Here is a 21,520-nt window from a genome sequence, read left to right on the forward strand (position 1 = left end):
GACGCCCTGGCGGTCGCCGGGGGTGCGAGGGGCTCACGGGGGCGGGACCCACGACGTACCCACGTGCTGGCCTCCCGCATCGAGCACGACGCGGTCGGGGCCCAGAGGAGCGGGCTCGAGGCGCAGGGGCTCCACTGGGACCTCCTGCCGCTCGGCGCGGACGGCGTGAGCGTCGTGGACCCGGAGGGGCTGGCCGCGGCGGAACCGCGGCTGGCGCTGGCCTCGCTGGCACTCGTGTGCTCCGAGGTCGGGACCGTGCAACCCGTGGCCGCCCTCGTCGACGCCCTGGCCGCACGCGGGGGCACGACCGGGCACGCCGGGGCCGGTGAACCCCGCGCCCTCGTGCACACCGACGCCGCACAGGCCGTGGGCACCCTCGACGTGGACTTCCACGCCCTGGGGGTCGACCTGATGACCGTGGGCGGGCACAAGCTCGGAGCCCCCGTGGGCACGGGCGCGCTGCTCGTGCGCCGTGGGGTGCCCCTGCAGGGCGACCGCCCCGGGGGCGGCCAGGAACGCGGACTGCGCTCGGGGACCGTGGACGTGGCCGGTGCCGTGTCCCTGGCCGCCGCACTGGAGGAGGTCGTCGCGGAGCGGGACCGCGTGCGCGCGTGGGAGGACTCCCTGCGCGAACGCCTCCTGGCCGACCTGCCCGAGGGCGTGGGAGCGACCCTGGACCGGCGCACGCCCAGCGTTCCCTCGATCGTCCACCTCAGCCTCGACACCGCCCACCCCGAGGCGGTGCTCATGGCCATGGACGCCGCAGGTGTCATGGTCTCCGCCGGGTCCGCCTGCCACGCCGGGGTCACGCGCCCCTCCGCCGTGGTCATGGCGATGGGACGCGACGAGCGGGAGGCACTGGGCGTCCTGCGGGTCTCCTTCGGCGCCACCTCCACCACCGGGGACGTCGACGCGCTCCTCGCGGCCCTCCCCGGGGCGCTGGCGGCCGGACGGGCCCTGGACGGCCGCGACCACGCCCGGGTGGAGGTGCGGGCATGAGGGTCCTGGCCGCGCTCTCGGGAGGGGTGGACTCCGCCGTCGCCGCCGCGCGGGCGGTCGCCGCCGGGCACGACGTGGTCGGCGTCCACATGGCGCTGTCCTCCCAGCCGCAGGCCTGCCGGATCGGGTCGCGGGGGTGCTGCTCGGTGGAGGACGCCGGGGACGCCGCACGGGCCGCGGAGGTCATGGGCATCCCCTTCTACGTGTGGGACCTGGCCGAGGAGTTCGAGGAGACGGTCATCACCGACTTCGTCGAGCAGTACCGCGCCGGGCACACCCCCAACCCCTGCGTGCGCTGCAACGAGTTCGTCAAGTTCCGTGAGCTCGCGGGGCGCGCGCGGGCCCTGGGCTTCGACGCGGTGTGCACCGGGCACTACGCGCGCATCGTCACCGGCCCCGCAGGCCCCGAACTGCACCGCGCGGTGGACGAGGCCAAGGACCAGTCCTACGTCTTGGCCGTCATGGGTCGCGAGGAGCTCTCCCGCGTCCTGCTGCCCCTGGGGGATGCGCCCTCGAAGGCCTGGGTCCGCGCAGAGGCGGAGCGCCTGGGTCTGGGTGTGTCCGCGAAGCCCGACTCCTACGACATCTGCTTCATCCCCGACGGGGACACCCGCGGTTTCCTGCGCCGTCACCTCGGCGAGGCCCCGGGCGCGGTCGTGGACACCGAGGGACGGGTGGTCGGCGAGCACGGCGGGTACTGGAACTTCACCGTCGGCCAGCGCCGGGGCCTCCACCTGGGCGACCCGGCCCCCGACGGGCAGCCACGCTACGTGCTGGAGACGAGGCCGGAGTCCAACACCGTGGTGGTCGGCGCCGCGACACTGCTGAGCGTGGACCGGATCACCTGCGCAGCACCGGTCGTGGTGGCCGGGGACGACGCACTGGGGGTCGATGCCGCGGCGACCGCGGCCTTCGGGGTGGAGATGGCGGGGCGCAGGCTGTGCGAGGTGCCCGAGGGGGTGCTCACCGCGCAGGTGCGCGCCCACGGCACACCGTCGGTGGTGACAGGGGTGCGCCACGGGGCGGCCGGCCTGGAGGTCGACCTCGCGGCACCCGTGCGCGGGGTGGCCGCCGGCCAGTCCCTGGTGCTCTACCGCGGCACGCGCGTCCTCGCCGAGGCGACCATCACCCGCGCACGGCGACGGGACGGACGCGGTGCGGAGGCCGCGCGGGGGAGCGGGACGGGACACCTCGACACCGCACGCGTCCCCGCCCACCGGGACTGAGGTCACTGCGCCGGGGCGCCCCCGGCCCGCCTGTGACGCGTCCCTTGTGGCCGCGGCACCACCCCGGGGGGACCGTTGTGGCGACGCAAGCCCCCGATCAGGGATGATTCCCGGGTGCTGACCCTCCCGGAGAACGTCGCGGCGCAGTCCGCCGCCGCGCGCCACAAGACCCACGGCGCCCGGCGCCCCGCCAACTACTTCGTCGCCGCCATGATGGCGGGGGCGTTCATCGGCCTCGCCGACGTCTTCATGCTCACCGCAGGTGGGCCACTGCGCCTGGAGGGCTCCGTCTGGTCACCCCTGGTCGAGGGCGGGGTGTTCGGCATCGGGTTGATCCTCGTCGTCTTCGCCGGGGGTGAGCTCGCGACCTCGGCGATGATGATCCTGCCCATCGGCCTGCGGGAGCGGGCCGTGGAGTGGGGACCGGCGGGTCGTGCCTTCGCCCTCATGCTGCTGGGCAACCTGGCCGGCGCGGTCGTCCTCGCCCTGTTGGTCCGCGGCGGCGGCATCATGGCGGAGGGCACCGTGCCCGGCGAGGCGCTGGCCTCGGTGGTCGCCGCGAAGGCCCACAAGACCACCGTCGAACTGTTCTTCCGCGCGATCCTGTGCAATGTGCTCGTGTGCCTGGCGATGTGGTCGGTGACGCGCACCGGCAACGACGTCGCGAAGATGGTGCTGATGGCCTGGTGCATGGCGGCCTTCGTCGCCTCGGGCATGGAGCACGTCGTGGCGAACATGACCACCTTCGCCCTGGGGCTCGTCCACGGGGTGCCGGAGGCAACGCTCGCGGAGGCCGGGCGCAACCTGGGCACCGTGCTGGTGGGCAACGTGGTGGGCGGGGCGGTCTTCGTCGGCGCGGCCATGTGGACGGCCTCGCGCACGGAGGTCGACGAGGGTGACCCCGTCGACGCTGCTGGTGGTGCTGCCGTCGGTGCTGTCGTGGACTGAGGACGGGTGCGGTGCAGGCCCTGGGGAGTGCACCGCCCCACGACTGCGTTCAGTGGGGGAGCGCGACCCGGTACCGCTCGATCTCCTCGCCGGGCTCCCACCCGAAGGTCATGACGGCAGGGACGGAACCGGCGGCCAGCGCGTCGAGCACCTTGCGCTCGTGGGGCGGGACGAGTCGGGGGAGGTCGTCGAGGGCGAACCAGCGCAGGCCGGCGTCCTTGTCGGGCTCCATCACCCGCGGCTCGCCCTCCCAGCGGCGGCAGGAGAAGAACCAGTCGACGCGCTGCTCGAGGGGATCGGTGCCCCCGTTGGTGCGGTGCATGCCGGTGAGCGGGTGGAGGTCTGCGGGGGAGATCCCCACCCCGAGCTCCTCGCGGGCCTCGCGGACGGCGGTCCCGACGACCGATTCACCCGCCTCGACGTGGCCCGCGATGCCCGCCGCCCAGTGGCCGTCCATGTAGCCGGTGTGCCGGCGCAGCTGGAGGAGGACCTCCCGCGTCGACCCGGAACCCCTGAGCAGGAGGACGTAGGCGGCGGGGACGAGGGTGAAGGAGTGGACCACGGGACCATGGTAGGCGCCGGTGGGCGGACCGCCACGCGCGCCCGGGTCCCCGCCGTCCGGCGCAGCCCATCGGGAGCTCCGGTCGCACGCCGGCGGTGGCGCTGCGTCCCCCGGCCGTCCCGGACCACCGGAGGTCCGGGCCCCAGTAGGATGGGACCTCGCGCGCGGGTGGCGGAATTGGCAGACGCGCTGGATTTAGGTTCCAGTGTCTTTGACGTGGGGGTTCGAGTCCCCTCCCGCGCACCGCTGGCCCGGTGTCACGCGGAGGGTGACGGCTCCGCGCTGGTCCCTCCCGCACCGGTGCTGCCCACGATGGCTGACGCAGACTCGGCGTCGTGGGCACGCAGTCCCACCACTGACGTGCGGACCGCCGCCAGCAGGGGGGCGCCGAGCACCATGCCGAGGATCCCGGCGTAGACGCCCCCGACGAGGGTGGCCAGCAGCACCACGACCGGGTGAATCCTCAGCGTGGAACCGAGCGCCCATGAGCTGACCGCACTCTGGATCGTCCCGTTGGACACGAGGAGGCTCGCGGCGACGACGAGCGCCGCGACGGGCCCGCCGGATCCGAAGGCGATGAGGACGGCGAAGACCCCGGTGATCCAGGCGCCCGCGAAGGGGATGAACGAGAGGAAGAAGTACAGGACCAGGATCGGGACCACCAGGGGGATCCGCAGCACGAGCAGGGGGATCGCGAAGATCGGGCCCGTGAGGACCGCAGTGAGCGCGGTTCCCCGGAAGTACCCGCGCACGGAGGAACGCACGTGCCCGTCGACCTGCGCGACGACCTGTGTGTCCTGTCCCGTCACGCCCGCCAGCCACGAGGGGAGCAGGTGGCCGTCCTTGAGGAAGAAGAAGAGGAAGAAGAGACCGAAGAAGGACCCGACGCCCAGGGAGACCACGCCGTAGACCGTGCGGGCGAGGAAGCCCAGCAGGCCCAACCCCGCCTGTGGGGCCATGTCGTTGAGGGCTGCGCGCACCTGCGACAGGGAGACGGCCTCGATGTCCAGGGAGCGCGCCCACACCGCTGCCCGCTCCCATCCCGCTCCCAGCTGGTCGGAGATCTGGGGGAGCTGGCCGACGAACCCCCAGGCGACGATGGCGGCGAGGCCGACGACGGCGACGACCGTGACCAGGAGCCCGACGACCGCTGCCAGTGCACGGGGGGCGCGGTGGCGCACCAACCACGAGACGAGTGGTTCGAGGACGGCCCCGAAGACCACGGCGACGACGAGCGGGACGAGGATCCCGCTCAGGCTGGACACCGCGGCCGCCGCGACCACGACGAGGGCGATGATCCCGAGGGCGGACCAACTGGCGTTGCCGGCCCTGGTGAGCCGCGCCAGTCGAACGGAGGGATCGCTTCGACCTGTGTCCATCGTTTCCTCCACATCCGGGATGCCCGGGGCCCGGGGCCGACGACTGGCGGGCGCGGGATGCGTCGACCGCCGCCGAGTCTAGGGCAGACGGGGGCCGGGAAGGTGGGATGGTCCCACCGAGAGGGCACGCGGAGTGGGGGCAGCACGTAGTCTCGGAGTGCGGGTCTGCCGGGCGGGGCAGACCCGCTCCCGCTCCCCGTCCCGTCCCGTCCCGTCCCGGCCCGTGGCGGCGTGGGGACCGGTGGACGTGGGGACTGGCGGGCCGGGCCCCGGATCATCAGCTGGGGTGCATAGGTATACACTGCTGGATGTGCGACAAGGGTGTCGATCCGATGCTTCGAACGCACTGACTCCCCTGACCGCCGCCTCGGTCGGGGGAGTCATCCACTCCCGGAGCACACCTGTGACGCCACGGGTGACGCGCCGCCCGTCCCCTGACCGAGAAGTGCTGTCCCCCCGGTGGGAGGATGGGGTCATGAGCACACTGACGACCGGCGAACAGGCACCAGACTTCACCCTCGAGTCCACCCGGGGCACCGTGACGCTGTCCGGACTGGTGGCGGACTCCGACAGGGGAGTCATCGTCTACTTCTACCCGAAGGCCTCGACCCCGGGCTGCACGACCGAGGCCTGCGACTTCCGCGACAACCTGAACTCGCTGCGGGGTGCGGGCTACACCGTGGTCGGTGTCAGCCCCGACGCACTTCCCGCCCTCGAGCACTTCACCCAGGAGCAGCACCTGAACTTCCCGTTGGCCTCCGACCCGACCCACGCGGTGCTGGAGCGGTGGGGCGCCTGGGGGGAGAAGAAGAACTACGGCCGCACCTACGAGGGCGTCATCCGCTCCACCGTCGTGGTGGCACCCGACGGAACCGTGGCGCTGGCCCAGTACAACGTCAAGGCCACCGGTCACGTCGCGCGCCTGCGGAGGGAACTCGGCCTGGACTCCTGACCGCGAGCCCGGACACGACTCGGCCCCGCCGCCCGGAGGGATCCGGACGACGGGGCCGAGTCGTGCGCCTCAGCGTGAGGCGGTGACGATCTCCGGGTCGTAGAGCGGACGCTCACTGGGGTGGCGCGACTGCGCGGAGGCGAACGCCTCGGCGGCCCCGACCACCGCGTGGAGGTCCCTGCCGCCCAGCATCCACTGCGCGGGGGTGAGTCCCTCGAGCGAGTCATTGGCCAGCTGGAACCACTGTGCCGCGACGAGCTGGTCCACGCGCCCCGACAGGCGCCCGAGGACCTGGGACATCTGGGGGATGACCGAGTGGTCGTCGAGGAGCTGCCACGTGGGGTAGTACCACGTCGTCGACGGCGACTGGACGGCGAGCATGCGGTTCTCACGCACGGCCTTGTTGATGCCCTGGCGGGAGATGCCCAGCCACGCGACCACGTCCGCGGTCGCACAGACGGGGCCGATGACCTCCTGGAGCTGCGGGCGCGGGTCGGTCATCGCCCGGACGAGGTGGGAGGCCTGGTCGATGATGTCGTCAGTGACGACGGAGCGGCGCCGCGACGTCAGCTGACGTTCGATGGCGTCGAGAAGGTCCTGTTCGTGTCGCGTCAGGCGGCGCATCAAGCCTCCGGCTGTTGTGAGGAGTGGTCCTGGTGACCCGTGCGGGTCTCGAATCCATTCCCGCCGCCTTCGGCAATGGGTGCGCCATGAGGGAATTGAACCCCCAACCCGCTGATTAAGAGTCAGCTGCTCTGCCAATTGAGCTAATGGCGCGTGGTCCCGGCCCGCGAACGGGCCCGGATCAGTGCGCCATGAGGGAATTGAACCCCCAACCCGCTGATTAAGAGTCAGCTGCTCTGCCAATTGAGCTAATGGCGCGTGTCTTTCGACGGGAGCCCACTGTACCCTCCGCGCCCACCCGAGGCAAAGTGGGGCGGTGGGCCGTACGCCACAGTGCCCACCCGCCCGCGCCGGCGTGCGCTCCGGCCCACGGGGTGGGCCAGTCCCCGTGTGGCCCCCGTCCCCGTGTCGGTCCCCGACGTCCCCGGCCGGGCGGGACCTGTGCTGCCGGGGAGGGCCGCGGGCTCGCAGGCCGCCGCCGTGACGCCGCCGACTAGAGTGGGACGAGGTCTCGGACTGGGAGGATCGCGATGGCACACGGTGCAACTGGGGGCGAGGTCCCCGCGGACGAGGACGTCCACGGCGTGCCGCCGTCGGTGGTCTCCTCCCCCGTGACCCAGGACTACCTCAAGGTCATCTACTCCTCGGAGGAGTGGGGGGGCGACGGCATCTCCATCACGGACCTCGCCGCACGGATGGGCGTGGTGGCCTCCACCGCGTCCGAGAACGTCCGCCGGCTCACCGACCAGGGGCTCGTCACCCACGAGCCCTACCAGAAGGTCCACCTCAGTCCACGAGGACGCACCGCGGCCGTGGCCATGGTGAGGCGGCACCGACTGCTGGAGTCCTACCTCCACGAGAAGCTCGACTTCGAGTGGGACGAGGTCCACCGCGAGGCGGAGATCCTCGAGCACGCCGTCTCGGACACACTCCTCGAACACCTCGACCGGGCCCTCGGCTACCCCATGAGGGACCCGCACGGTGACCCGATCCCCGCGGCCGACGGGACCTGGTTCGCCCCGCCCATGCACGCCGTGGACGCCCTGCAGGTGGGGGTCCGGGCCCCGGTGGTGCGGATCTCCGACGCGAGCTCGGACATGCTGCGCCACCTGGAGACCTGTGGCATCGTCCTGGACGCCACCCTCGAGGTCCTGCGGCGCAGCGGCGCGATCGGGACCACCAGGGTGCGGGTCGTGCCCCCGCCCTCGTGGCGACCCGGACCGGAGAGCCCACCCCCCGCCCCCGCGTCCGACGCCACCCCGCCCTCCTACGTCGTGGAGCTCGGGACGGTGGCCACGGCCGCGGTGTTCGTGGCGGACGAGGCGGGGGCGGAACCGACGCTGTCAGGCCAGCGCGGCTGACCCGAGTCCGACGGGCACGTTCGCCCCGTGGCCGGACTCCCGCAGCTGGGCGCGCAGGGCCTCCGCCGCCCGGTCGAGCTCAGCATCCGGGACGGGGTGGGCGTTGGCGAAGGCGATGTCGGCCTCGGAGCGCATGGGCACGACGTGCAGGTGCGTGTGGGGCACCTCGAACCCCGCGATCATCAGGCCCGAACGCGGCACGTCGAACGCCGCCTCCTGGGCGATCCCGATCGTCCGGGCCACCACCATGAGGTGGGTGGCGACCTCCTCGGGAGCGTCCGTCCACTTCGCCCACGGGTGGCGGGGGACGACGAGGACGTGACCCGTCGCGATGGGCTCGATGGTGGAGAACGCGACGCAGACCTCGTCGGCCCACTCGAAGCGGCCGGGGATGTCCCCGGAGATGATCTTCTCGAAGACGGTGCTCATGGCTCCATTGTCCCCCGCAGCCGGGGCCCCCGCAGCCGTCCGGCGCCTGACCGGGCCCGGGGTCGCGGGCGATGGGTGCGGTAGCCTTGGGCCGGACTTTTGACGAGACGGAGGGACACACCGATGGCCGCAGGGGACAGCGTGGAGCCGGAGCACCGCTACTCCGCGGAGCTGGCGGGTTCCGTCGAGGCCAAGTGGCAGCACCTGTGGGAGCAGCGTGGCACCTTCGACGCGGACAACCCCGTCGGGGACCTGGCGGGGCCCCTGGCGGACCGTCCCCCCTTCTTCGTCATGGACATGTTCCCCTACCCCTCCGGCAAGGGCCTGCACGTCGGCCACCCGCTGGGCTACATCGCCACGGACACCGTGGCGCGCTACCACCGCATGAAGGGCGACAACGTCCTCTACACGATGGGTTTCGACGCCTTCGGACTGCCCGCGGAGCAGTACGCGGTCCAGACCGGCCAGCACCCGCGCATCACCACCGAGCAGAACATCGCCACCATGCGCCGCCAGCTGCGCAGCCTGGGCCTGTCCCACGACCTGCGCCGTTCCTTCGCGACCACCGATGACGACTACGTGCGCTGGACGCAGTGGATCTTCCTGCAGATCTTCAACTCCTGGTACGACGAGGAGGCCCCCAATGCGGAGGGCGGGACGGGGCGCGCCCGACCCATCGCCGAACTCGAGGAACAGTTCGCCAACGGCACGCGGCCCACACCCGACGGGCGCGCCTGGGCCGACCTGGACGCCGCCGCCCGCGAGGGCGTGCTGGGGGAGTACCGCCTCGCCTACATCTCCGAGGCACCGGTGAACTGGTGCCCGGGCCTGGGCACCGTCCTGGCCAATGAGGAGGTCACCTCCGAGGGACGCTCCGAACGCGGGGACTTCCCCGTCTTCCACAAGAAGCTCCGCCAGTGGATGATGCGCATCACCGCCTACGGCGACCGGCTCACCAAGGACCTCGCCAAGATCGACTGGCCCGACAAGGTGCGCTCCATGCAGAGCCACTGGATCGGGGAGTCCCACGGGGCCACCGTCGTCTTCCGCGTCCCCGGCGTCACGCAGTTCACCGAGGAGGAGCCCTCGCGCCCCGACGCGGCCCAGGAGGCCCGCCTGGAGGTCTTCACCACCCGGCCCGACACCCTCTTCGGGGCGACCTTCATGGTCGTGGCCCCGGAACACCCCCTGCTGGGTGCGGAGGACGCCGACGCCGCAGGGCTCTCGGTCCCGCCCTCGTGGCCCGCGGGCACACGCGACGCCTGGACGGGTGGCTTCGCGACACCTGCGGAGGCGGTGGCGGACTACCGCGCACGCACGGCGGCCCGCACCGAGGAGGAGCGCACGGCCGAGGCCGGTGGGAAGACCGGCGTCTTCACCGGTCTGTACGGGACGAACCCCGTGAACGGGACCTCCGTGCCGATCTTCGTGGCCGACTACGTGCTCATGGGCTACGGCACGGGCGCGATCATGGCCGTCCCCGCACACGACGACCGTGACTTCGCCTTCGCCCGCACGTTCGACCTGGACATCGTCACCACCATCACCCCCGAGGAGGGCTTCGACACCGAGGCCGCCGCGTGGACCGGTGACGGCGTCCTCGTGAACTCCCACAACGAGGAGATCGACCTGGACGGCCTGGACAAGGCCCACGCGATCGCAGCCATGACCGAGTGGCTGGAGAGCCGTGGTCTGGGGCACGCCACCACGACCTACCGCCTGCGCGACTGGCTCTTCTCCCGCCAGCGCTACTGGGGGGAGCCCTTCCCGGTCGTCTACGACGAGGACGGCGTGGTCCACGCCCTGCCCGACGACATGCTGCCCGTCACGCTGCCCGAGGTCGACGACTTCTCCCCGCGCACCTTCGCGCCCGACGACGCCGACTCCCAGCCCGAGGCGCCGCTGGGACGCGCCAAGGAGTGGCTGCGTCCGACCCTCGACCTGGGCGAGGGGCTGCGCACCTACCACCGCGACACGAACACGATGCCCAACTGGGCGGGGTCGTGCTGGTACGAGATCCGCTACGTGGACCCCCACAACGACCTGGCGCTCGCGGACCCCGTCAACGAGGCCTACTGGATGGGCCCGCGCAGGGACGGCGCCACGGGCGGCGTGGACCTGTACGTGGGCGGCGTCGAGCACGCGGTCCTCCACCTGCTCTACTCCCGTTTCTGGCAGAAGGTGCTCTTCGACCTGGGGTTCGTCTCCACCTCGGAGCCCTTCCACAAGCTCTTCAACCAGGGCTACATCCAGGCCTACGCCTACCGCGACGACCGGGGGCCTACGTGCCCGCCGAGGAGGTCCAGGGCGACGAGGAGCACGGCTTCACCTGGAAGGGCGAGCACGTCACCCGCGAGTACGGGAAGATGGGCAAGTCCCTGAAGAACATCGTCACCCCCGACGCGATGTCGAAGGCCTACGGCGCCGACACCCTGCGCGTCTACGAGATGTCGATGGGTCCCCTGGACCTCTCCAGGCCCTGGGACACGCGTGCCGTCGTCGGGTCCCAGCGCTTCCTGCAGCGCCTGTGGCGCAACGTCCTGGACGAGGGGACCGGCGAGGTCACCGTGGTCGACACCCCGGCCGACCAGGAGACGCGCCGCCTGCTGGCCCGCACCGTCGACGAGGTCACCACCGAGTACGAGCACATGCGCGTCAACACCGCCATCGCCCGGCTCATCGTGCTGAACAACCACCTCACGGGCCTCTCCGCGGTCCCGCGCGAGGTCGTTGAGCCCCTGGTGCTCATGGTCTCCCCGGTGGCCCCCCACATCGCCGAGGAGCTCTGGCAGCGACTGGGCCACGAGGAGTCCCTCTCCCGTGAGCCCTTCCCGGTGGTCTCCGACCCCTCGCTGCTCGTCGACGACACGGTCACCGCGATCGTCCAGGTCAACGGCAAGGTGCGCGCCCGCCTGGAGGTCCCCACGGACATCGACGAGGGCGACCTGCGCGAGCAGGCCCTGGCCACGGAGCCCATCCAGCGTCTCCTGCAGGGCCGCGAACCCCTCAAGGTCATCGTGCGGGCGCCGCGTCTGGTGAATGTCGTCCCCCCGAGGGACTGAGGGCAGGGGCTGATCTCACACCGCGGTGGGGACCACCGGCTGCGCCGTCGGGCACCGTCCCACCTAGCATGGACGGTGCAGGCGCGATCCCATCCGCGTCGGTCAGGAGCCTGAGGTGGTCATTCCCGGGTGGCGCATCCGTCTGGACGGATCGGTCGTCGAGATCGGCAGCCGCGGAGGAGTCGCACTGTCGTGGAGCGTGCCCTCCCCGGAGGGACGCGGGATCGAGGTCCTCGACGGGTACGCCAGCCCGGAGGAGAGGCTCAGGGGTGACGGTGCCCGGCAGGCACTCCTCGTGCCGTGGTCGAACCGGGTGCGCGGAGCGCGCTACTCCTGGGACGGACGCGACTGGGACCTCGGGCCGGCCGCCGACGGCACCCGCGAGGCACTGCACGGCCTGGCCCTGGAGGCCGGGTTCGAACTGGTCGAGCAGACCGATGCGCGCCTCCACCTGTGCACCACCCTGTCCCACCCCGAGTACCCCGTGCCCCTGCGCGTGCACGCCACCTACGAGCTCGGCCACACGCGACGCGGCGACGGGACGGACGAGTGGTCCCTGCACCTGACGCTCCAGGCACGCAACCTCGGCCACGTCGACGCGCCGGTGGGTCTCGGATGGCACCCCTACGTGCGATGGGCGGGGGGGCGCGAGGGCGCGCGCGTGCACGTCCCGGCACGCCTGCACGTGGACACGGACGGGACCCTCATCCCACTGCCGGGGGACGCGGCCTTCTCGGAGGTCGGGGACGGAGGCGTGGAGATCACCTCACCGGCCGGTCTCGACGACGCCTGGACCGGTCTGGTCACCCGTGACGGCATCGTGTCGGTCGTGCTGGACCACGCCGACGGCGCCCGCACGGTGCTCGAGGCGGAGGTCGGACCCGGTGCCGACCGACCGGGAACCGGGATCGTCCACCTGTTCACCGGCGAGCCGCTCGTGCACCGGCCGGGCCGCGCGCTGGCGATGGAGTACTGCCAGTTCATGACCGATGCCTACAACCGGCCCGACCTCCACGACGCCCTGCGCCTGGCACCCGGGGAGACCCGGACGATGCGGGCCCGGCTCGTGCACACCCTCTGATGCCGGAGGGGGACGCCGTCCGGCGGCTCGCCGTCACCTTCGAGGACCTCTTCGTCGGACGCCGGTGCCGGGTGACCTCACCGCAGGGCCGCTTCGCGGCCTCCGCGGCAGTCGTCGACGGATGGGTGATGGTCTCGGCCACCTCGGTGGGCAAGCACCTCTTCCTGGAGTTCGCCCCGTCGTCCGGCCCCGTGGCCCAGCCGCTGTGGATCCATGTGCACCTGGGGCTCTACGGGTCGTGGCGCTTCCAGGGGGACGGGACGTTCACGGCGCCCCCGTCCATCGGGGCTCCACGGACCGGGCCCTCCGACCGCGGGAGCGGGAGGGACCACCCGGGTCTCACCATCACGGCTGACGGCGGACAGGACGGTGCCGACGCCGAGGGGGAGGGGTGGTCGGCGCCCGACCCCGTCGGCCAGGTGCGGGTGCGCATCGCGACCGTCCACGGGGTCGCCGACCTGTCCGGTCCCACGCGCTGCGAACTCATCACCGACGTCGAGCGTCGTGTGGCACTGGGCCGCCTCGGTCCGGACCCTCGCCCGGTGCCCGGGAGGACCGTTCCGCCCGGGACCGTTTCGTGCGGGCCGTGCGCTCCCACCGCCGTGCCGTCGGGGAGCTGGTCATGGACCAGTCCGTGGTGGCCGGGGTCGGCAACATCTACCGTGCCGAGGGGCTCTTCCTGGTGGGGATCTCCCCCTTCAGGCCGGGGTCCCGGGTCTCGGTGGCCCGTCTGGGACGTCTGTGGGAGACCTTCTGCGAGCTCATGGCCCACGGGGTCGCCGTCGGGCGCATCGAGACCGTGGACCCGAAGGACGCTCCCGAACCGCCGCTGCCCGGTGATCCCGAGGCCTCACGGTGGTACGTCTACCACCGCACGGGACGGCCCTGCCTGCGTTGCGGGGGAGTGGTGCAGGAACAGCTCATGCAGGGGCGTCGGCTGTTCTGGTGCCCGCGCTGCCAGCACTGAGTCGTGTCCTCGGCCGGTCCGACCTGCACCCCCGGCGCCGTCCACGTGTCGCCGGGCGCGCGCCCTGGTGGCGACGTGGGTCAGGACTCGGGGTCGCCCTCGTCCCCGTCACCGACCTGCTCGAAGCCGAGCAACTCGTAGAGCTTCCCGGCGGGCAGGCTGTTGGGGTCCAGTCGCAGTGCCACCGTGTCCGAGCCCCAGGAGCGGGCGCGATCGGCGAGTTCGGAGACGAGCACCTTCGCGATGCCCTTCCTGCGGTGTTCGGGGTCCACCATGAGGTCGATGACGAAGGGACCGGCGGGGGCGTCGTCGACGGGGGCGTCGGTGACGCACAGGAGTGCGCCGACCAGCTGTCCGTCGATCCAGGCCCCGATGAAGGAGTCGTCCAGGGGGGTGCCGAAGGCGCCGTCGAAGGACATGCGCATCTCGTCGGTGGCCTCCCAGAGGTTCTCGGCGATCTCCGGGCGGTCGTAGGCGACGAGGTGCAGGGCCGCGAGGGCGGGGATGTCGTACTCCGTGAGGGTCGCGACCTCGAGACCCTCGGGGCGGTCGACATCGGCCACCGCGTCCAACTGTGCCTGCAGCGTCCGCTGGTCCATGGCCCCAGCGTAGGCGATGGGGCCGGGGACGGGCAGGGGATCGGGAGACCCCACCGGCCCCCTCCCCACCTCGGTGAAGTCCGCTCTGTTCCCACCGTGAGGTCCGCTCAGTTCTGACCTCGAGGTCCGTCCCGGGCGGACTGAGCGGCGCGCGGGGCCGGAGGGCCGACACAGGAAGGGGCACCGCGAATGGGATGGGGCAGCGCGGAGAGCGGGGGCGGGTAGTGCGCGGGCGAGGGCGGGCAGTGCCCGGCGGAGCGTCCCGCAGCGGGGCCGAGGAGCGCCGACAACGCCGTGGGAAGCGACCAGCGGGCACAGGAGGACGGACCTCGAGCCCCGAACAGAGCGGACCTCGAGCCCCGAACAGAGCGGACTTCGCCGGGGGGAGGGAGGGGTCAGATGTAGAGCGAGGGGTCCCCGAAGAGGCTCGGGTCCACGATCAGCTCCGCGTCGGAGGTGTCGGGACGCGGGTTGGGGCGGGTGCGCGCCGGGACGCCGATGGCGACGGCCCCCTCCGGCACGTCGTGGGTGACCACGGAATTGGCGCCGATCTTGGACCCGTCACCGACGCTGATCGGGCCCAGCACCTTCGCGCCGGCACCGATCATCACGTGGGAGCCGACCGTGGGATGGCGCTTCCCGGGTGTCATCGACACCCCTCCCAGGGTCACCCCGTGGAAGAGGACGACGTCCTCCCCGACCTCTGCGGTCTGACCGATGACGACCCCGATCGCGTGGTCGATGAAGAGCCGCCGGCCCAGTTCGGCGCCGGGGTGGATGTCCACCCCCGTCATGACGCGGGCGGTGGAGGACAGGATCCGGGCGGGGAGCCGGTGCCCGCGGATCCACAGGGAGTGGGCCACGCGGTGGCTCCACAGGGCGTGGACCCCGGGGTAGGTGAGGGCGACCTCGACCAGGGAGTTGGCGGCGGGGTCGCGGCGTCGTGCGGTCTCGAGGTCCTCGCGGAGCAGACGGAGGGCCCGTCGGGGGTTGGGCAGCACGGGAGGTGCCTCCTCGGGGACGAGTGGTGGATGGGGTGGCGGCCGGGGGCGCGGGTCAGGGCGGGGGCCGGGTGCGCGACCCGACCCCCACCCCTCCCCGGGGCCGTCGGATCAGTCGCGCAGGTCCTCGAAGAGCTTCGTGGAGAGGTAGCGCTCGCCCGTGTCGGGCAGGACCACGACGATGGTCTTCCCGGCGTTCTCGGGACGGGCGGCGAGCTGGGCCGCGGCGGCGAGGGCGGCGCCGGAGGAGATGCCGACCAGCAGTCCCTCCTCGGCGGCGGCACGCCGCGCGAAGGTGATGGCCTCGGGCGTGGCGACGGAGATGACCTCGTCGACGACGTCGGGGTCGTAGGTCTCGGCCACGAAGTTCGGGCCGATTCCCTGGATGCCGTGGGGGGCGGCCGAGCCACCGGTGAGGAGGGGGGACTCCTCGGGCTGCACCGCGACGACCTTGAGGTCCGGCTTCTGCTCCTTGAGGTAGGAACCCGCACCGGAGGCCGTGCCGCCGGTGCCCACGCCCGAGACGAGGATGTCGACGGCGCCGTCGGTGTCGGCCCAGATCTCCGGGCCGGTGGTGCGGTAGTGGATCTGGGGGTTCGCGGGGTTGGTGAACTGGGAGGCGATGATCGAGCCGGGGCGCTCGTCACGGATCTTCTCCGCGGCGGCGACCGCGCCGGCGATGCCGGCCTTGGGATCGGTGAGCACGAGCTCGGCGCCGAAGACGCGCATGAGGAGGCGCCGTTCGACGGACATGGAGGAGGGCATCGTGATGACCACCTTGTAACCGCGCGCGGCACCCACCATCGACAGGGCGACGCCGGTGTTGCCGGAGGTCGCCTCGATGATGGTGCCGTGGGGCTGGAGGTCACCGGAGGCCTCGGCGGCGTCGATGATGGCGGCGGCGATGCGGTCCTTGACGGAGGCAGCGGGGTTCGTGGCCTCGAACTTGCCCAGCACGGTGGCGGCGGGGTCGGTGATGCGGTTGATGCGGACGAGCGGGGTGCCGCCGATCAGCTCGGTGACGTCAGTGGCGATGTGGGACATGGATGCTCCTGGTTCTGGGTACGGGTGGTTCTGCACGGGCGCGGACAGGCCGCGGTCGGGTGGGTGTACGAGGGCGGACGACGATGCCCCGGGGGCACCACGCGAGGGCCGGCCGCCCTACAGACAGGACGCGCAGCGGCAGCAGTGGCAGGTGACGGGGACAGCAGGAGCGGACGCAGGGATCCCGGCGATGGGACCCCGGAGGGCGCGGGTGGCTGTCGTCACGTCCCCCACCCTAGGTGCGCGACGTGGGCACGTCCACCTCGACGGTGGTGGTGCCCACGGGGTGGAACCGGGCCGTGCCACGGGTGATCCCTGCCAGGCGGTCGTGGAGGGCGCGGGCCCCGCCCTCGTCGACGGCCACCCGCAGGGTCGCCTCCCGGCCCCAGTCGACCCCCAGCACGGTGGCACCGCAGGAGCGCAATTCGGCCTCCACGCGACCGGCGTCGGCGGGGTCGAGCTCAGTCGCGAGCACCTGGAGGGTGCGGGTCCGGGCGAGTGGGGCCAGCGCGAGGGCCTCGGAGACGGAGCTCGAGTAGGCCCGCACGAGACCCCCGGTCCCCAGGAGGATGCCGCCGAACCACCGGGTCACCACGGCCGTCACGTTCCACACCCCCGCCGAGCGGATGGCCTCGAGCATCGGCACCCCGGCCGTGCCGGAGGGCTCGCCGTCGTCGCTGGAGTGCTGGAGCGGGTTGCGTCCCTCCTCCTCGATGAGGAACGCGGAACAGTGGTGGCGGGCCTGGGGGTGGGCGGAACGGACCTCGCCGATGAGTGCCCGCGCCGCGGCCTCGTCATCGGTCCGGGCCAGTGTGGTGAGGAAGCGGGAGCGACGGACCTCCAGCTCGTGGGTGAGGAGCGTCCCGGCGCGCAGGGTGAGCATGCCCCCATCCTCACACGGGGGCCGGTCGCCCCGGCCCGGCCGGCCCGCTCAGCCCCCTCGGCCCACTCGGCCCGCTCGGTCCGCCCGTCCGAGCGGAGGGCCCGGGCCCGCCTGTCACTCCGCCCCGGGGAACCACTCGGACAGGCCGTCGTCGGCGCCCGCCCAGGCGAGCAGGTCGTGCATCTCCTCCTCGGTCATGAGGAGCTCACCGAACACCCGTTCCACCGCTGCGCGGACCTCCACGTCGGCGACACCCGTCAGGACGATGTGGGTGAGGGGTTCCTGCTCCCACTGCCCCGCGGTGCCCACCGAGACGGCGCTGCCGTTGACCTCCCAGGTGCACACCGTGCGGGGTCTGGACGGCAGCCAGAAGCAGCCGCGGGCGCAGGTCCCGTGAGGGGCGAGCTCGCCGACCCGCTCCGCGAGGCGCTCGGGGTGGAAGGGACGTGTGGAGTGCAGGTCGAGCGTCCACACCCCGTGTGCCGTGGGTCCGCCCCACGCGGCCGTCGAGGCGGGGTGGACGCGGGCGATGGCCTCGTCGACGTCGTGGGTGGCGCCCAGGAGCAGGTCCCCCGTGAGGTCCTCCAGGTGGTCCACGCGCAGTGTGTCGAAGGGGCGGAGGTGCTCCACGAGGTCGGAACCGAGGGCGTCCTCCCCCACGGCGAGCACCACGTCGGCGTAGCCGAGGGACATCATGAGGACCTCGCCGGTGCAGCGTCCGTCGTCCTCGAAGAGGGCCAGACCGCGGTCCGAGAGAGGCACGTGGTCGAGGAGGTCACCGGCTGCGGTGGCGAGGTCGACGGCATGGACGCTGGACGCCAGCCTGCAGTCGTGGAGCACCTCGCCCGGTCCGGTGAGCTCGTCGAGCGAGGGGAGGACGGTGAGCGGCTCCACCGCCACCGGGAGGGCGAGGAGGAGGCCGTCCACTCCCGCGTCCGCCAGTTCGGCGAGTGCGGGCACCACGGCTTCCCTCAGGGAGCAGTTCAGGCAGGGGTGGGCCAGTGGCACCTCGCGCCGCCACCCCTCCCCGTCCCTGGGGGAGAGGTGCAGGAGCACGGAGTCCTCCGTGAGGTCACAGGTCAGGACGTCGAGCTCGTCCCCCGCGCACAGCGACGTGACGTCGCGCAGCAGGGGATCGGTGGTGGACAGGACGGAGATCGACAACAAGGGTGGGGCCTTCCATCGGCAGCGTGGCTGTTCGCCCTCAGCTGCGGAGACTTGCGTGAATGAGAATCATTCTTATCATGTACGCATGAGCAACCACTGCCAAGTCACCGGGGCGCGTCCCGCATTCGGGAACAGCGTCTCCCACTCCCACCGCCGCACCCGCAGACGGTGGGACGTCAACGTCCAGAAGAAGCGCTACTGGGTGCCGTCCCTGGGACGCACCATCACCCTGACGGTGAACCCGCGGGGCATCCGCACGATCGACAAGCTGGGCATCGAGGCCGTCGTGGCCGACATGCGCCGGCGGGGGGAGAGGTTCTGATGGCACAGAAGTCCGCAGCGCTGCGTCCGGTGGTGACCCTGCAGTCCACCGCGGGCACGGGGTTCCGGTACGTCACGCGCAAGAACAGGCGCAACGATCCCGACAGGATGCGCATCCGCAAGTACGACCCCGTGGCGCGACGCCACGTCGAGTTCGTGGAGGTGCGCTGATGGCGAAGACCTCCAAGGTCGTGCGCAACGACCAACGACGGGCAGTGGTCGAGAAGTACGCCGAGCGCCGCGCGACCCTCAAGCGGGTCTCCGTGAACCCGCACCTGCCGGCCGCGGAGCGCGAGGCGGCCATGCGGGCGCTGCACGCCCTGCCACGGGACGCCTCCCCGACCCGTGTGCGCGGACGCGGGATCTCCGACGGCCGACCGCGCGGCTACCTGCGCAGGTTCGGGCTCTCCCGGGTCCAGTTCCGGGAGATGGCGCTGCGCGGCGAACTGCCCGGGGTCACCAAGTCCTCCTGGTGACCCGGCCGCGGTCCCACCGCCCCGCCCCCCTCGGCACCACCCTCCATCCCACACACCCCCAAGGACACACCATGAGACCAGGCATCCACCCCGACTACCATCCGGTGGTCTTCCGCGACAGGTCCGCGGACTTCGCATTCCTCACCCGTTCCACCAGGAACTCCGACCGCACCGTCGAGTGGGAGGACGGGAACACCTATCCCGTCATCGACATCGAGATCTCCTCGGCGTCCCACCCGTTCTGGACCGGCCGCTCCCGACTGGTCGACACCGCGGGTCGTGTGGAGAAGTTCTACGCACGCTACGGACGTCCCGCCCACGAGGGCGGCGCCCCGGCGGACGAGGGCGGCGCCGTCGCCCACGGGGGAGCCATCCCCACTGACGAGGGCGCGACCTCCGCCGCCCGGGACGGGGAGGTGGCCCGATGAAGGTGCGAGCCTCGATCCGCTCCCTGGCCAAGCAGCCGGGTTCCGTCGTGGTCCGCCGTCGTGGCCACACCTACGTCATCAACAAGAAGAATCCCCGTCTCAAGGCACGTCAGGGCTGAGGGCCGGGGGTCCGACCCCGTCCCGGCCGCCGTTCCGGGACAGGGGACGGCACCCCCGCGGTGCCCGGCACCGGACCCTGCCCGCACGGGCAGCGGTGGCCCAGTCGGGGGCCCGGCTCCCCCGTGGTAGACTGCCGTGGTTGCCGGGGCGCGAGCGATCTCACAGGGTCGAACCGCCACGTGGCTGGCCCCTCGGTCCGCCTGCGTGGCAGAGTTGTACACCGGTAAGACGACACGTCCACACAGACAATACAGAGGAGCGGTAGGGCCATGGCAGTTCCCAAGCGCAAGATGTCCCGAGCAAACACCCGCACTCGCCGGGCCGCATGGAAGGCCGATCTCAACGAGCTGAACACCGTCAAGGTCGCCGGCCGTGAGGTCCGAGTGCCCCGCCGCCTGGCGAAGGCGTACAAGAACGGCCTGCTGAGCGTCGAGGACTGACCCGGCACCGAGACGGCCTCCGAGGGCCCGGTACCCGACAGGGTGCCGGGCCCTCCGCCGTCCCCGGGGTGTGCCCCGACGTCGCCCGCTAGGGTGGGGGTGACCACGCTGGAGCAAGGGGGCACGACATGGCCGATGACTACACGGTCGCCGACTCGGCGCCGCAGCACCGTTACGAGATCCGCGACGCCGACGGCGAACTCGCGGGTTTCGCCCACTACGAGCGGGTCACGGAGGGTGACCGTGAGGTCACCGTCCTGGACCGGACCGTCGTCTTCCCCGACTTCCAGGGACAGGGCATCGGAGGACGGCTCGCGCGGGCCGCGCTCGCGGACGTCCGTGGGCGCGGGGGCCTCGTCGAGCCGGCGTGTCCCTTCATTGAGGGCTGGATCGACAAGCACCCCGACCAGCAGGACCTCCTCGTACGCCCTGCCTGAGCGACCCGGGCGCCCCGCCTGAGCGACCCGGGCGCCGGGTCCGGCCAGTACCGCCGTGGCCGGGACGGGTCGCGCCGGTGTGCCCACCGGCCGGGCCGTGGACCGTGACGACCTGGCCTTGGCATGATGGGGGCATGGCCGAGAAGGGGGAGCGGGACCGGGCACTGGGTGCGCTGTGGGGACTGGCGCTCGGTGACGCACTGGGCATGCCGACCCAGACGATGACACGCGCCGAGATCGCGTCCGTGTACGGGCGGGTCGAGGGCCTCGTGGACGCCACTGCGGACCAACCCGTCTCCCACGGTATGCCCGCGGGCTCCGTCACGGACGACACCGAGCAGGCGCTGCTCATCGGGAGGCTCCTCGTGGAGGGCGGGGGAGTGGTCGCCCCCGGGAGGCTCGCCGACGCCCTCGTCGAGTGGGAGCGCGACATGCGCACCCGCAATGCGGACGACCTGCTCGGCCCCTCCACACGACGGGCCATCGACGCGATCCTGGCGGGAGCCGACCCGCGGACCTCGGGCCGTGGGGGCCACACGAACGGCGCGGCCATGCGCATCGCGCCCGTCGGCATCGCCTGCCCACCGGAGCCGGTCGCGGACCTCGTCGAGGTGGTGCACGAGGTCAGCCTCCCCACCCACGACACGGACGTCGCCCTGGCGGGGGCCGCAGCGGTCGCCGCGGCCGTGTCGGGCGGGGTGGAGGGCTGGCCGTTCGCGCGGTCCCTGGACGCGGCACTTGCTGCCTCCCGCCTGGCCGAAGGGCTCGGGGCGTCCTTCGACGCGCCCTCGCTGCCCCTGCGCCTGGTGCGGGCACTGGGCCGGGCCCGTGGGCTCGGGGACCGGGAGTTCGAGGACTTCGTGGCCGAGGAGGTCGGCACCTCGGTGCGCAGCGAGGAGTCCGTGGTGGCGGCGCTCGTGGTGGCGGACCGCTTCCGCGGGGACCTGTGGGGTGCTCTGTGCCTGGCCGCACGCCTGGGGGACGACACGGACACGATCGGGGCCATGTGCGGCG

23 protein-coding genes, 3 tRNA genes and 2 pseudogenes are annotated in these 21,520 nt (G+C 72.4%); 17 read left to right on the forward strand and 11 right to left on the reverse strand.

Annotation, left to right across the window (positions count from 1 at the left end):
- The 3 genes from TA90_RS07665 to TA90_RS07675 form a co-directional block, all read left to right on the forward strand.
- A partial coding sequence (locus TA90_RS07665) for a cysteine desulfurase family protein (RefSeq protein WP_043535563.1) occupies positions 1–999 on the forward strand: 999 nt, incomplete at its 5' end.
- Positions 996–2,225 (forward strand): tRNA 2-thiouridine(34) synthase MnmA, encoded by a 1,230-nt coding sequence (gene mnmA / locus TA90_RS07670; protein ID WP_082031562.1) that lies wholly within the window; start codon positions 996–998, stop codon positions 2,223–2,225. The genes TA90_RS07665 and mnmA, both read left to right, overlap by 4 nt.
- Before the next feature lie 114 nt (positions 2,226–2,339).
- Positions 2,340–3,173, forward strand: a complete 834-nt coding sequence (locus TA90_RS07675) for a formate/nitrite transporter family protein (RefSeq protein WP_074015345.1) — start codon at positions 2,340–2,342, stop codon at positions 3,171–3,173.
- Between the two features lie 49 nt (positions 3,174–3,222).
- Here TA90_RS07675 and TA90_RS07680 read toward each other — a convergent pair whose 3' ends face one another.
- Complete coding sequence (locus tag TA90_RS07680; RefSeq protein ID WP_043535564.1) at positions 3,223–3,735, reverse strand: NUDIX hydrolase; 513 nt, start codon at positions 3,733–3,735, stop codon at positions 3,223–3,225.
- A gap of 162 nt (positions 3,736–3,897) precedes the next feature.
- Here TA90_RS07680 and TA90_RS07685 point away from each other — a divergent pair.
- A tRNA-Leu gene (locus TA90_RS07685) sits at positions 3,898–3,978 on the forward strand.
- Between the two features lie 14 nt (positions 3,979–3,992).
- Here the strand turns inward: TA90_RS07685 and TA90_RS07690 are convergent.
- On the reverse strand, positions 3,993–5,114 hold the full coding sequence (locus TA90_RS07690; RefSeq protein ID WP_074015346.1) for an AI-2E family transporter: 1,122 nt from the start codon (positions 5,112–5,114) through the stop codon (positions 3,993–3,995).
- A 475-nt stretch (positions 5,115–5,589) separates the two neighbouring features.
- Here TA90_RS07690 and TA90_RS07695 point away from each other — a divergent pair, with 475 nt between their 5' ends.
- Positions 5,590–6,066: a peroxiredoxin gene (locus tag TA90_RS07695; RefSeq protein WP_043535568.1), complete on the forward strand. Its 477-nt coding sequence runs from the start codon at positions 5,590–5,592 to the stop codon at positions 6,064–6,066.
- Between the two features lie 69 nt (positions 6,067–6,135).
- Here the strand turns inward: TA90_RS07695 and TA90_RS07700 are convergent, their stop codons facing one another.
- From TA90_RS07700 to TA90_RS07710, 3 genes are all read right to left on the reverse strand, one after another.
- The gene (locus TA90_RS07700; RefSeq protein ID WP_043535570.1) at positions 6,136–6,690 is read right to left on the reverse strand and encodes a hypothetical protein; all 555 of its coding nucleotides are present in this window, start codon (positions 6,688–6,690) and stop codon (positions 6,136–6,138) included.
- 80 nt (positions 6,691–6,770) lie between these two features.
- Positions 6,771–6,843, reverse strand: a tRNA-Lys gene (locus TA90_RS07705).
- A 32-nt stretch (positions 6,844–6,875) separates the two neighbouring features.
- Positions 6,876–6,948 (reverse strand) — tRNA-Lys (locus TA90_RS07710).
- A 272-nt stretch (positions 6,949–7,220) separates the two neighbouring features.
- Here TA90_RS07710 and TA90_RS07715 point away from each other — a divergent pair.
- Positions 7,221–8,051 (forward strand): metal-dependent transcriptional regulator, encoded by an 831-nt coding sequence (locus tag TA90_RS07715; RefSeq protein ID WP_052450645.1) that lies wholly within the window; start codon positions 7,221–7,223, stop codon positions 8,049–8,051.
- Here the strand turns inward: TA90_RS07715 and TA90_RS07720 are convergent.
- A complete protein-coding gene (locus TA90_RS07720) occupies positions 8,034–8,480 on the reverse strand; it encodes an HIT family protein (protein ID WP_043535572.1) in 447 nt (148 codons plus the stop codon). The two genes, TA90_RS07715 and TA90_RS07720, sit on opposite strands and share 18 nt — an antisense overlap.
- A gap of 123 nt (positions 8,481–8,603) precedes the next feature.
- On the opposite strand from TA90_RS07720, the pseudogene TA90_RS07725 reads away from it, so the two are divergent.
- The 3 genes and pseudogenes from TA90_RS07725 (at position 8,604) to TA90_RS07735 (ending at position 13,590) form a co-directional block, all read left to right on the forward strand.
- Positions 8,604–11,542 (forward strand): annotated as a pseudogene (locus TA90_RS07725) (leucine--tRNA ligase).
- A gap of 115 nt (positions 11,543–11,657) precedes the next feature.
- Positions 11,658–12,623, forward strand: coding sequence for an aldose 1-epimerase (locus tag TA90_RS07730; RefSeq protein WP_043535574.1), 966 nt, complete (start codon positions 11,658–11,660; stop codon positions 12,621–12,623).
- Positions 12,623–13,590: pseudogene (locus tag TA90_RS07735) on the forward strand (Fpg/Nei family DNA glycosylase). Before TA90_RS07730 ends, TA90_RS07735 begins: the two are co-directional and overlap by 1 nt.
- An 80-nt stretch (positions 13,591–13,670) precedes the next feature.
- Here TA90_RS07735 and TA90_RS07740 read toward each other — a convergent pair.
- From TA90_RS07740 to TA90_RS07760, 5 genes are all read right to left on the reverse strand, one after another.
- Positions 13,671–14,189: a GNAT family N-acetyltransferase gene (locus TA90_RS07740; protein ID WP_043535601.1), complete on the reverse strand. Its 519-nt coding sequence runs from the start codon at positions 14,187–14,189 to the stop codon at positions 13,671–13,673.
- A 395-nt stretch (positions 14,190–14,584) separates the two neighbouring features.
- The gene (gene cysE, locus TA90_RS07745; RefSeq protein WP_043535575.1) at positions 14,585–15,190 is read right to left on the reverse strand and encodes a serine O-acetyltransferase; all 606 of its coding nucleotides are present in this window, start codon (positions 15,188–15,190) and stop codon (positions 14,585–14,587) included.
- A gap of 111 nt (positions 15,191–15,301) precedes the next feature.
- The gene (gene cysK / locus TA90_RS07750) at positions 15,302–16,234 is read right to left on the reverse strand and encodes a cysteine synthase A (RefSeq protein ID WP_043535577.1); all 933 of its coding nucleotides are present in this window, start codon (positions 16,232–16,234) and stop codon (positions 15,302–15,304) included.
- A gap of 235 nt (positions 16,235–16,469) precedes the next feature.
- A complete protein-coding gene (locus tag TA90_RS07755) occupies positions 16,470–17,117 on the reverse strand; it encodes an IMPACT family protein (RefSeq protein ID WP_043535579.1) in 648 nt (215 codons plus the stop codon).
- Between the two features lie 114 nt (positions 17,118–17,231).
- On the reverse strand, positions 17,232–18,281 hold the full coding sequence (locus tag TA90_RS07760) for a GTP-binding protein (protein ID WP_052450646.1): 1,050 nt from the start codon (positions 18,279–18,281) through the stop codon (positions 17,232–17,234).
- Between the two features lie 88 nt (positions 18,282–18,369).
- On the opposite strand from TA90_RS07760, the gene rpmB reads away from it, so the two are divergent.
- The 8 genes from rpmB to TA90_RS07800 all read left to right on the forward strand — a co-directional run.
- Positions 18,370–18,606, forward strand: a complete 237-nt coding sequence (gene rpmB / locus TA90_RS07765) for a 50S ribosomal protein L28 (RefSeq protein WP_043535582.1) — start codon at positions 18,370–18,372, stop codon at positions 18,604–18,606.
- Positions 18,606–18,776, forward strand: a complete 171-nt coding sequence (gene rpmG / locus TA90_RS07770) for a 50S ribosomal protein L33 (protein ID WP_043535584.1) — start codon at positions 18,606–18,608, stop codon at positions 18,774–18,776. Before rpmB ends, rpmG begins: the two co-directional genes overlap by 1 nt.
- Complete coding sequence (gene rpsN, locus TA90_RS07775; protein WP_043535586.1) at positions 18,776–19,081, forward strand: 30S ribosomal protein S14; 306 nt, start codon at positions 18,776–18,778, stop codon at positions 19,079–19,081. The genes rpmG and rpsN overlap by 1 nt, the downstream gene beginning before the upstream one ends.
- 71 nt (positions 19,082–19,152) lie before the next feature.
- Positions 19,153–19,509 carry a type B 50S ribosomal protein L31 gene (locus TA90_RS07780; protein ID WP_082031564.1) on the forward strand — a complete coding sequence of 119 codons (357 nt, stop codon included), beginning with the start codon at positions 19,153–19,155 and terminating at the stop codon, positions 19,507–19,509.
- Positions 19,506–19,628 (forward strand): ribosomal protein bL36, encoded by a 123-nt coding sequence (locus TA90_RS07785; RefSeq protein ID WP_043535588.1) that lies wholly within the window; start codon positions 19,506–19,508, stop codon positions 19,626–19,628. The genes TA90_RS07780 and TA90_RS07785 overlap by 4 nt, the downstream gene beginning before the upstream one ends.
- 270 nt (positions 19,629–19,898) lie before the next feature.
- Positions 19,899–20,069 (forward strand): 50S ribosomal protein L32, encoded by a 171-nt coding sequence (gene rpmF, locus TA90_RS07790; protein WP_043535590.1) that lies wholly within the window; start codon positions 19,899–19,901, stop codon positions 20,067–20,069.
- 128 nt (positions 20,070–20,197) lie between these two features.
- On the forward strand, positions 20,198–20,506 hold the full coding sequence (locus TA90_RS07795) for a GNAT family N-acetyltransferase (protein WP_043535592.1): 309 nt from the start codon (positions 20,198–20,200) through the stop codon (positions 20,504–20,506).
- A gap of 134 nt (positions 20,507–20,640) precedes the next feature.
- Positions 20,641–21,520 (forward strand): ADP-ribosylglycohydrolase family protein (locus tag TA90_RS07800; RefSeq protein ID WP_043535594.1); only part of this gene is annotated, 880 nt, incomplete at its 3' end.

The organism is Actinomyces polynesiensis (genome assembly GCF_000820725.1).
GTDB lineage: Bacteria > Actinomycetota > Actinomycetes > Actinomycetales > Actinomycetaceae > Pauljensenia > Pauljensenia polynesiensis.

Bases quoted from the DNA above. Each gene is read 5' to 3' on its own strand.
- mnmA (WP_082031562.1), top strand. From the start codon at position 996: ATGAGGGTCCTGGCCGCGCTCTCGGGAGGGGTGGACTCCGCCGTCGCC.
- TA90_RS07690 (WP_074015346.1), bottom strand. From the start codon at position 5,114: ATGGACACAGGTCGAAGCGATCCCTCCGTTCGACTGGCGCGGCTCACC.
- TA90_RS07695 (WP_043535568.1), top strand. From the start codon at position 5,590: ATGAGCACACTGACGACCGGCGAACAGGCACCAGACTTCACCCTCGAG.
- TA90_RS07700 (WP_043535570.1), bottom strand. From the start codon at position 6,690: ATGCGCCGCCTGACGCGACACGAACAGGACCTTCTCGACGCCATCGAA.
- TA90_RS07715 (WP_052450645.1), top strand. From the start codon at position 7,221: ATGGCACACGGTGCAACTGGGGGCGAGGTCCCCGCGGACGAGGACGTC.
- TA90_RS07720 (WP_043535572.1), bottom strand. From the start codon at position 8,480: ATGAGCACCGTCTTCGAGAAGATCATCTCCGGGGACATCCCCGGCCGC.
- TA90_RS07740 (WP_043535601.1), bottom strand. From the start codon at position 14,189: ATGGACCAGCGGACGCTGCAGGCACAGTTGGACGCGGTGGCCGATGTC.
- cysK (WP_043535577.1), bottom strand. From the start codon at position 16,234: ATGTCCCACATCGCCACTGACGTCACCGAGCTGATCGGCGGCACCCCG.
- TA90_RS07755 (WP_043535579.1), bottom strand. From the start codon at position 17,117: ATGCTCACCCTGCGCGCCGGGACGCTCCTCACCCACGAGCTGGAGGTC.
- rpmB (WP_043535582.1), top strand. From the start codon at position 18,370: ATGAGCAACCACTGCCAAGTCACCGGGGCGCGTCCCGCATTCGGGAAC.
- rpmG (WP_043535584.1), top strand. From the start codon at position 18,606: ATGGCACAGAAGTCCGCAGCGCTGCGTCCGGTGGTGACCCTGCAGTCC.
- rpsN (WP_043535586.1), top strand. From the start codon at position 18,776: ATGGCGAAGACCTCCAAGGTCGTGCGCAACGACCAACGACGGGCAGTG.
- TA90_RS07780 (WP_082031564.1), top strand. From the start codon at position 19,153: ATGAGACCAGGCATCCACCCCGACTACCATCCGGTGGTCTTCCGCGAC.
- TA90_RS07785 (WP_043535588.1), top strand. From the start codon at position 19,506: ATGAAGGTGCGAGCCTCGATCCGCTCCCTGGCCAAGCAGCCGGGTTCC.
- rpmF (WP_043535590.1), top strand. From the start codon at position 19,899: ATGGCAGTTCCCAAGCGCAAGATGTCCCGAGCAAACACCCGCACTCGC.
- TA90_RS07795 (WP_043535592.1), top strand. From the start codon at position 20,198: ATGGCCGATGACTACACGGTCGCCGACTCGGCGCCGCAGCACCGTTAC.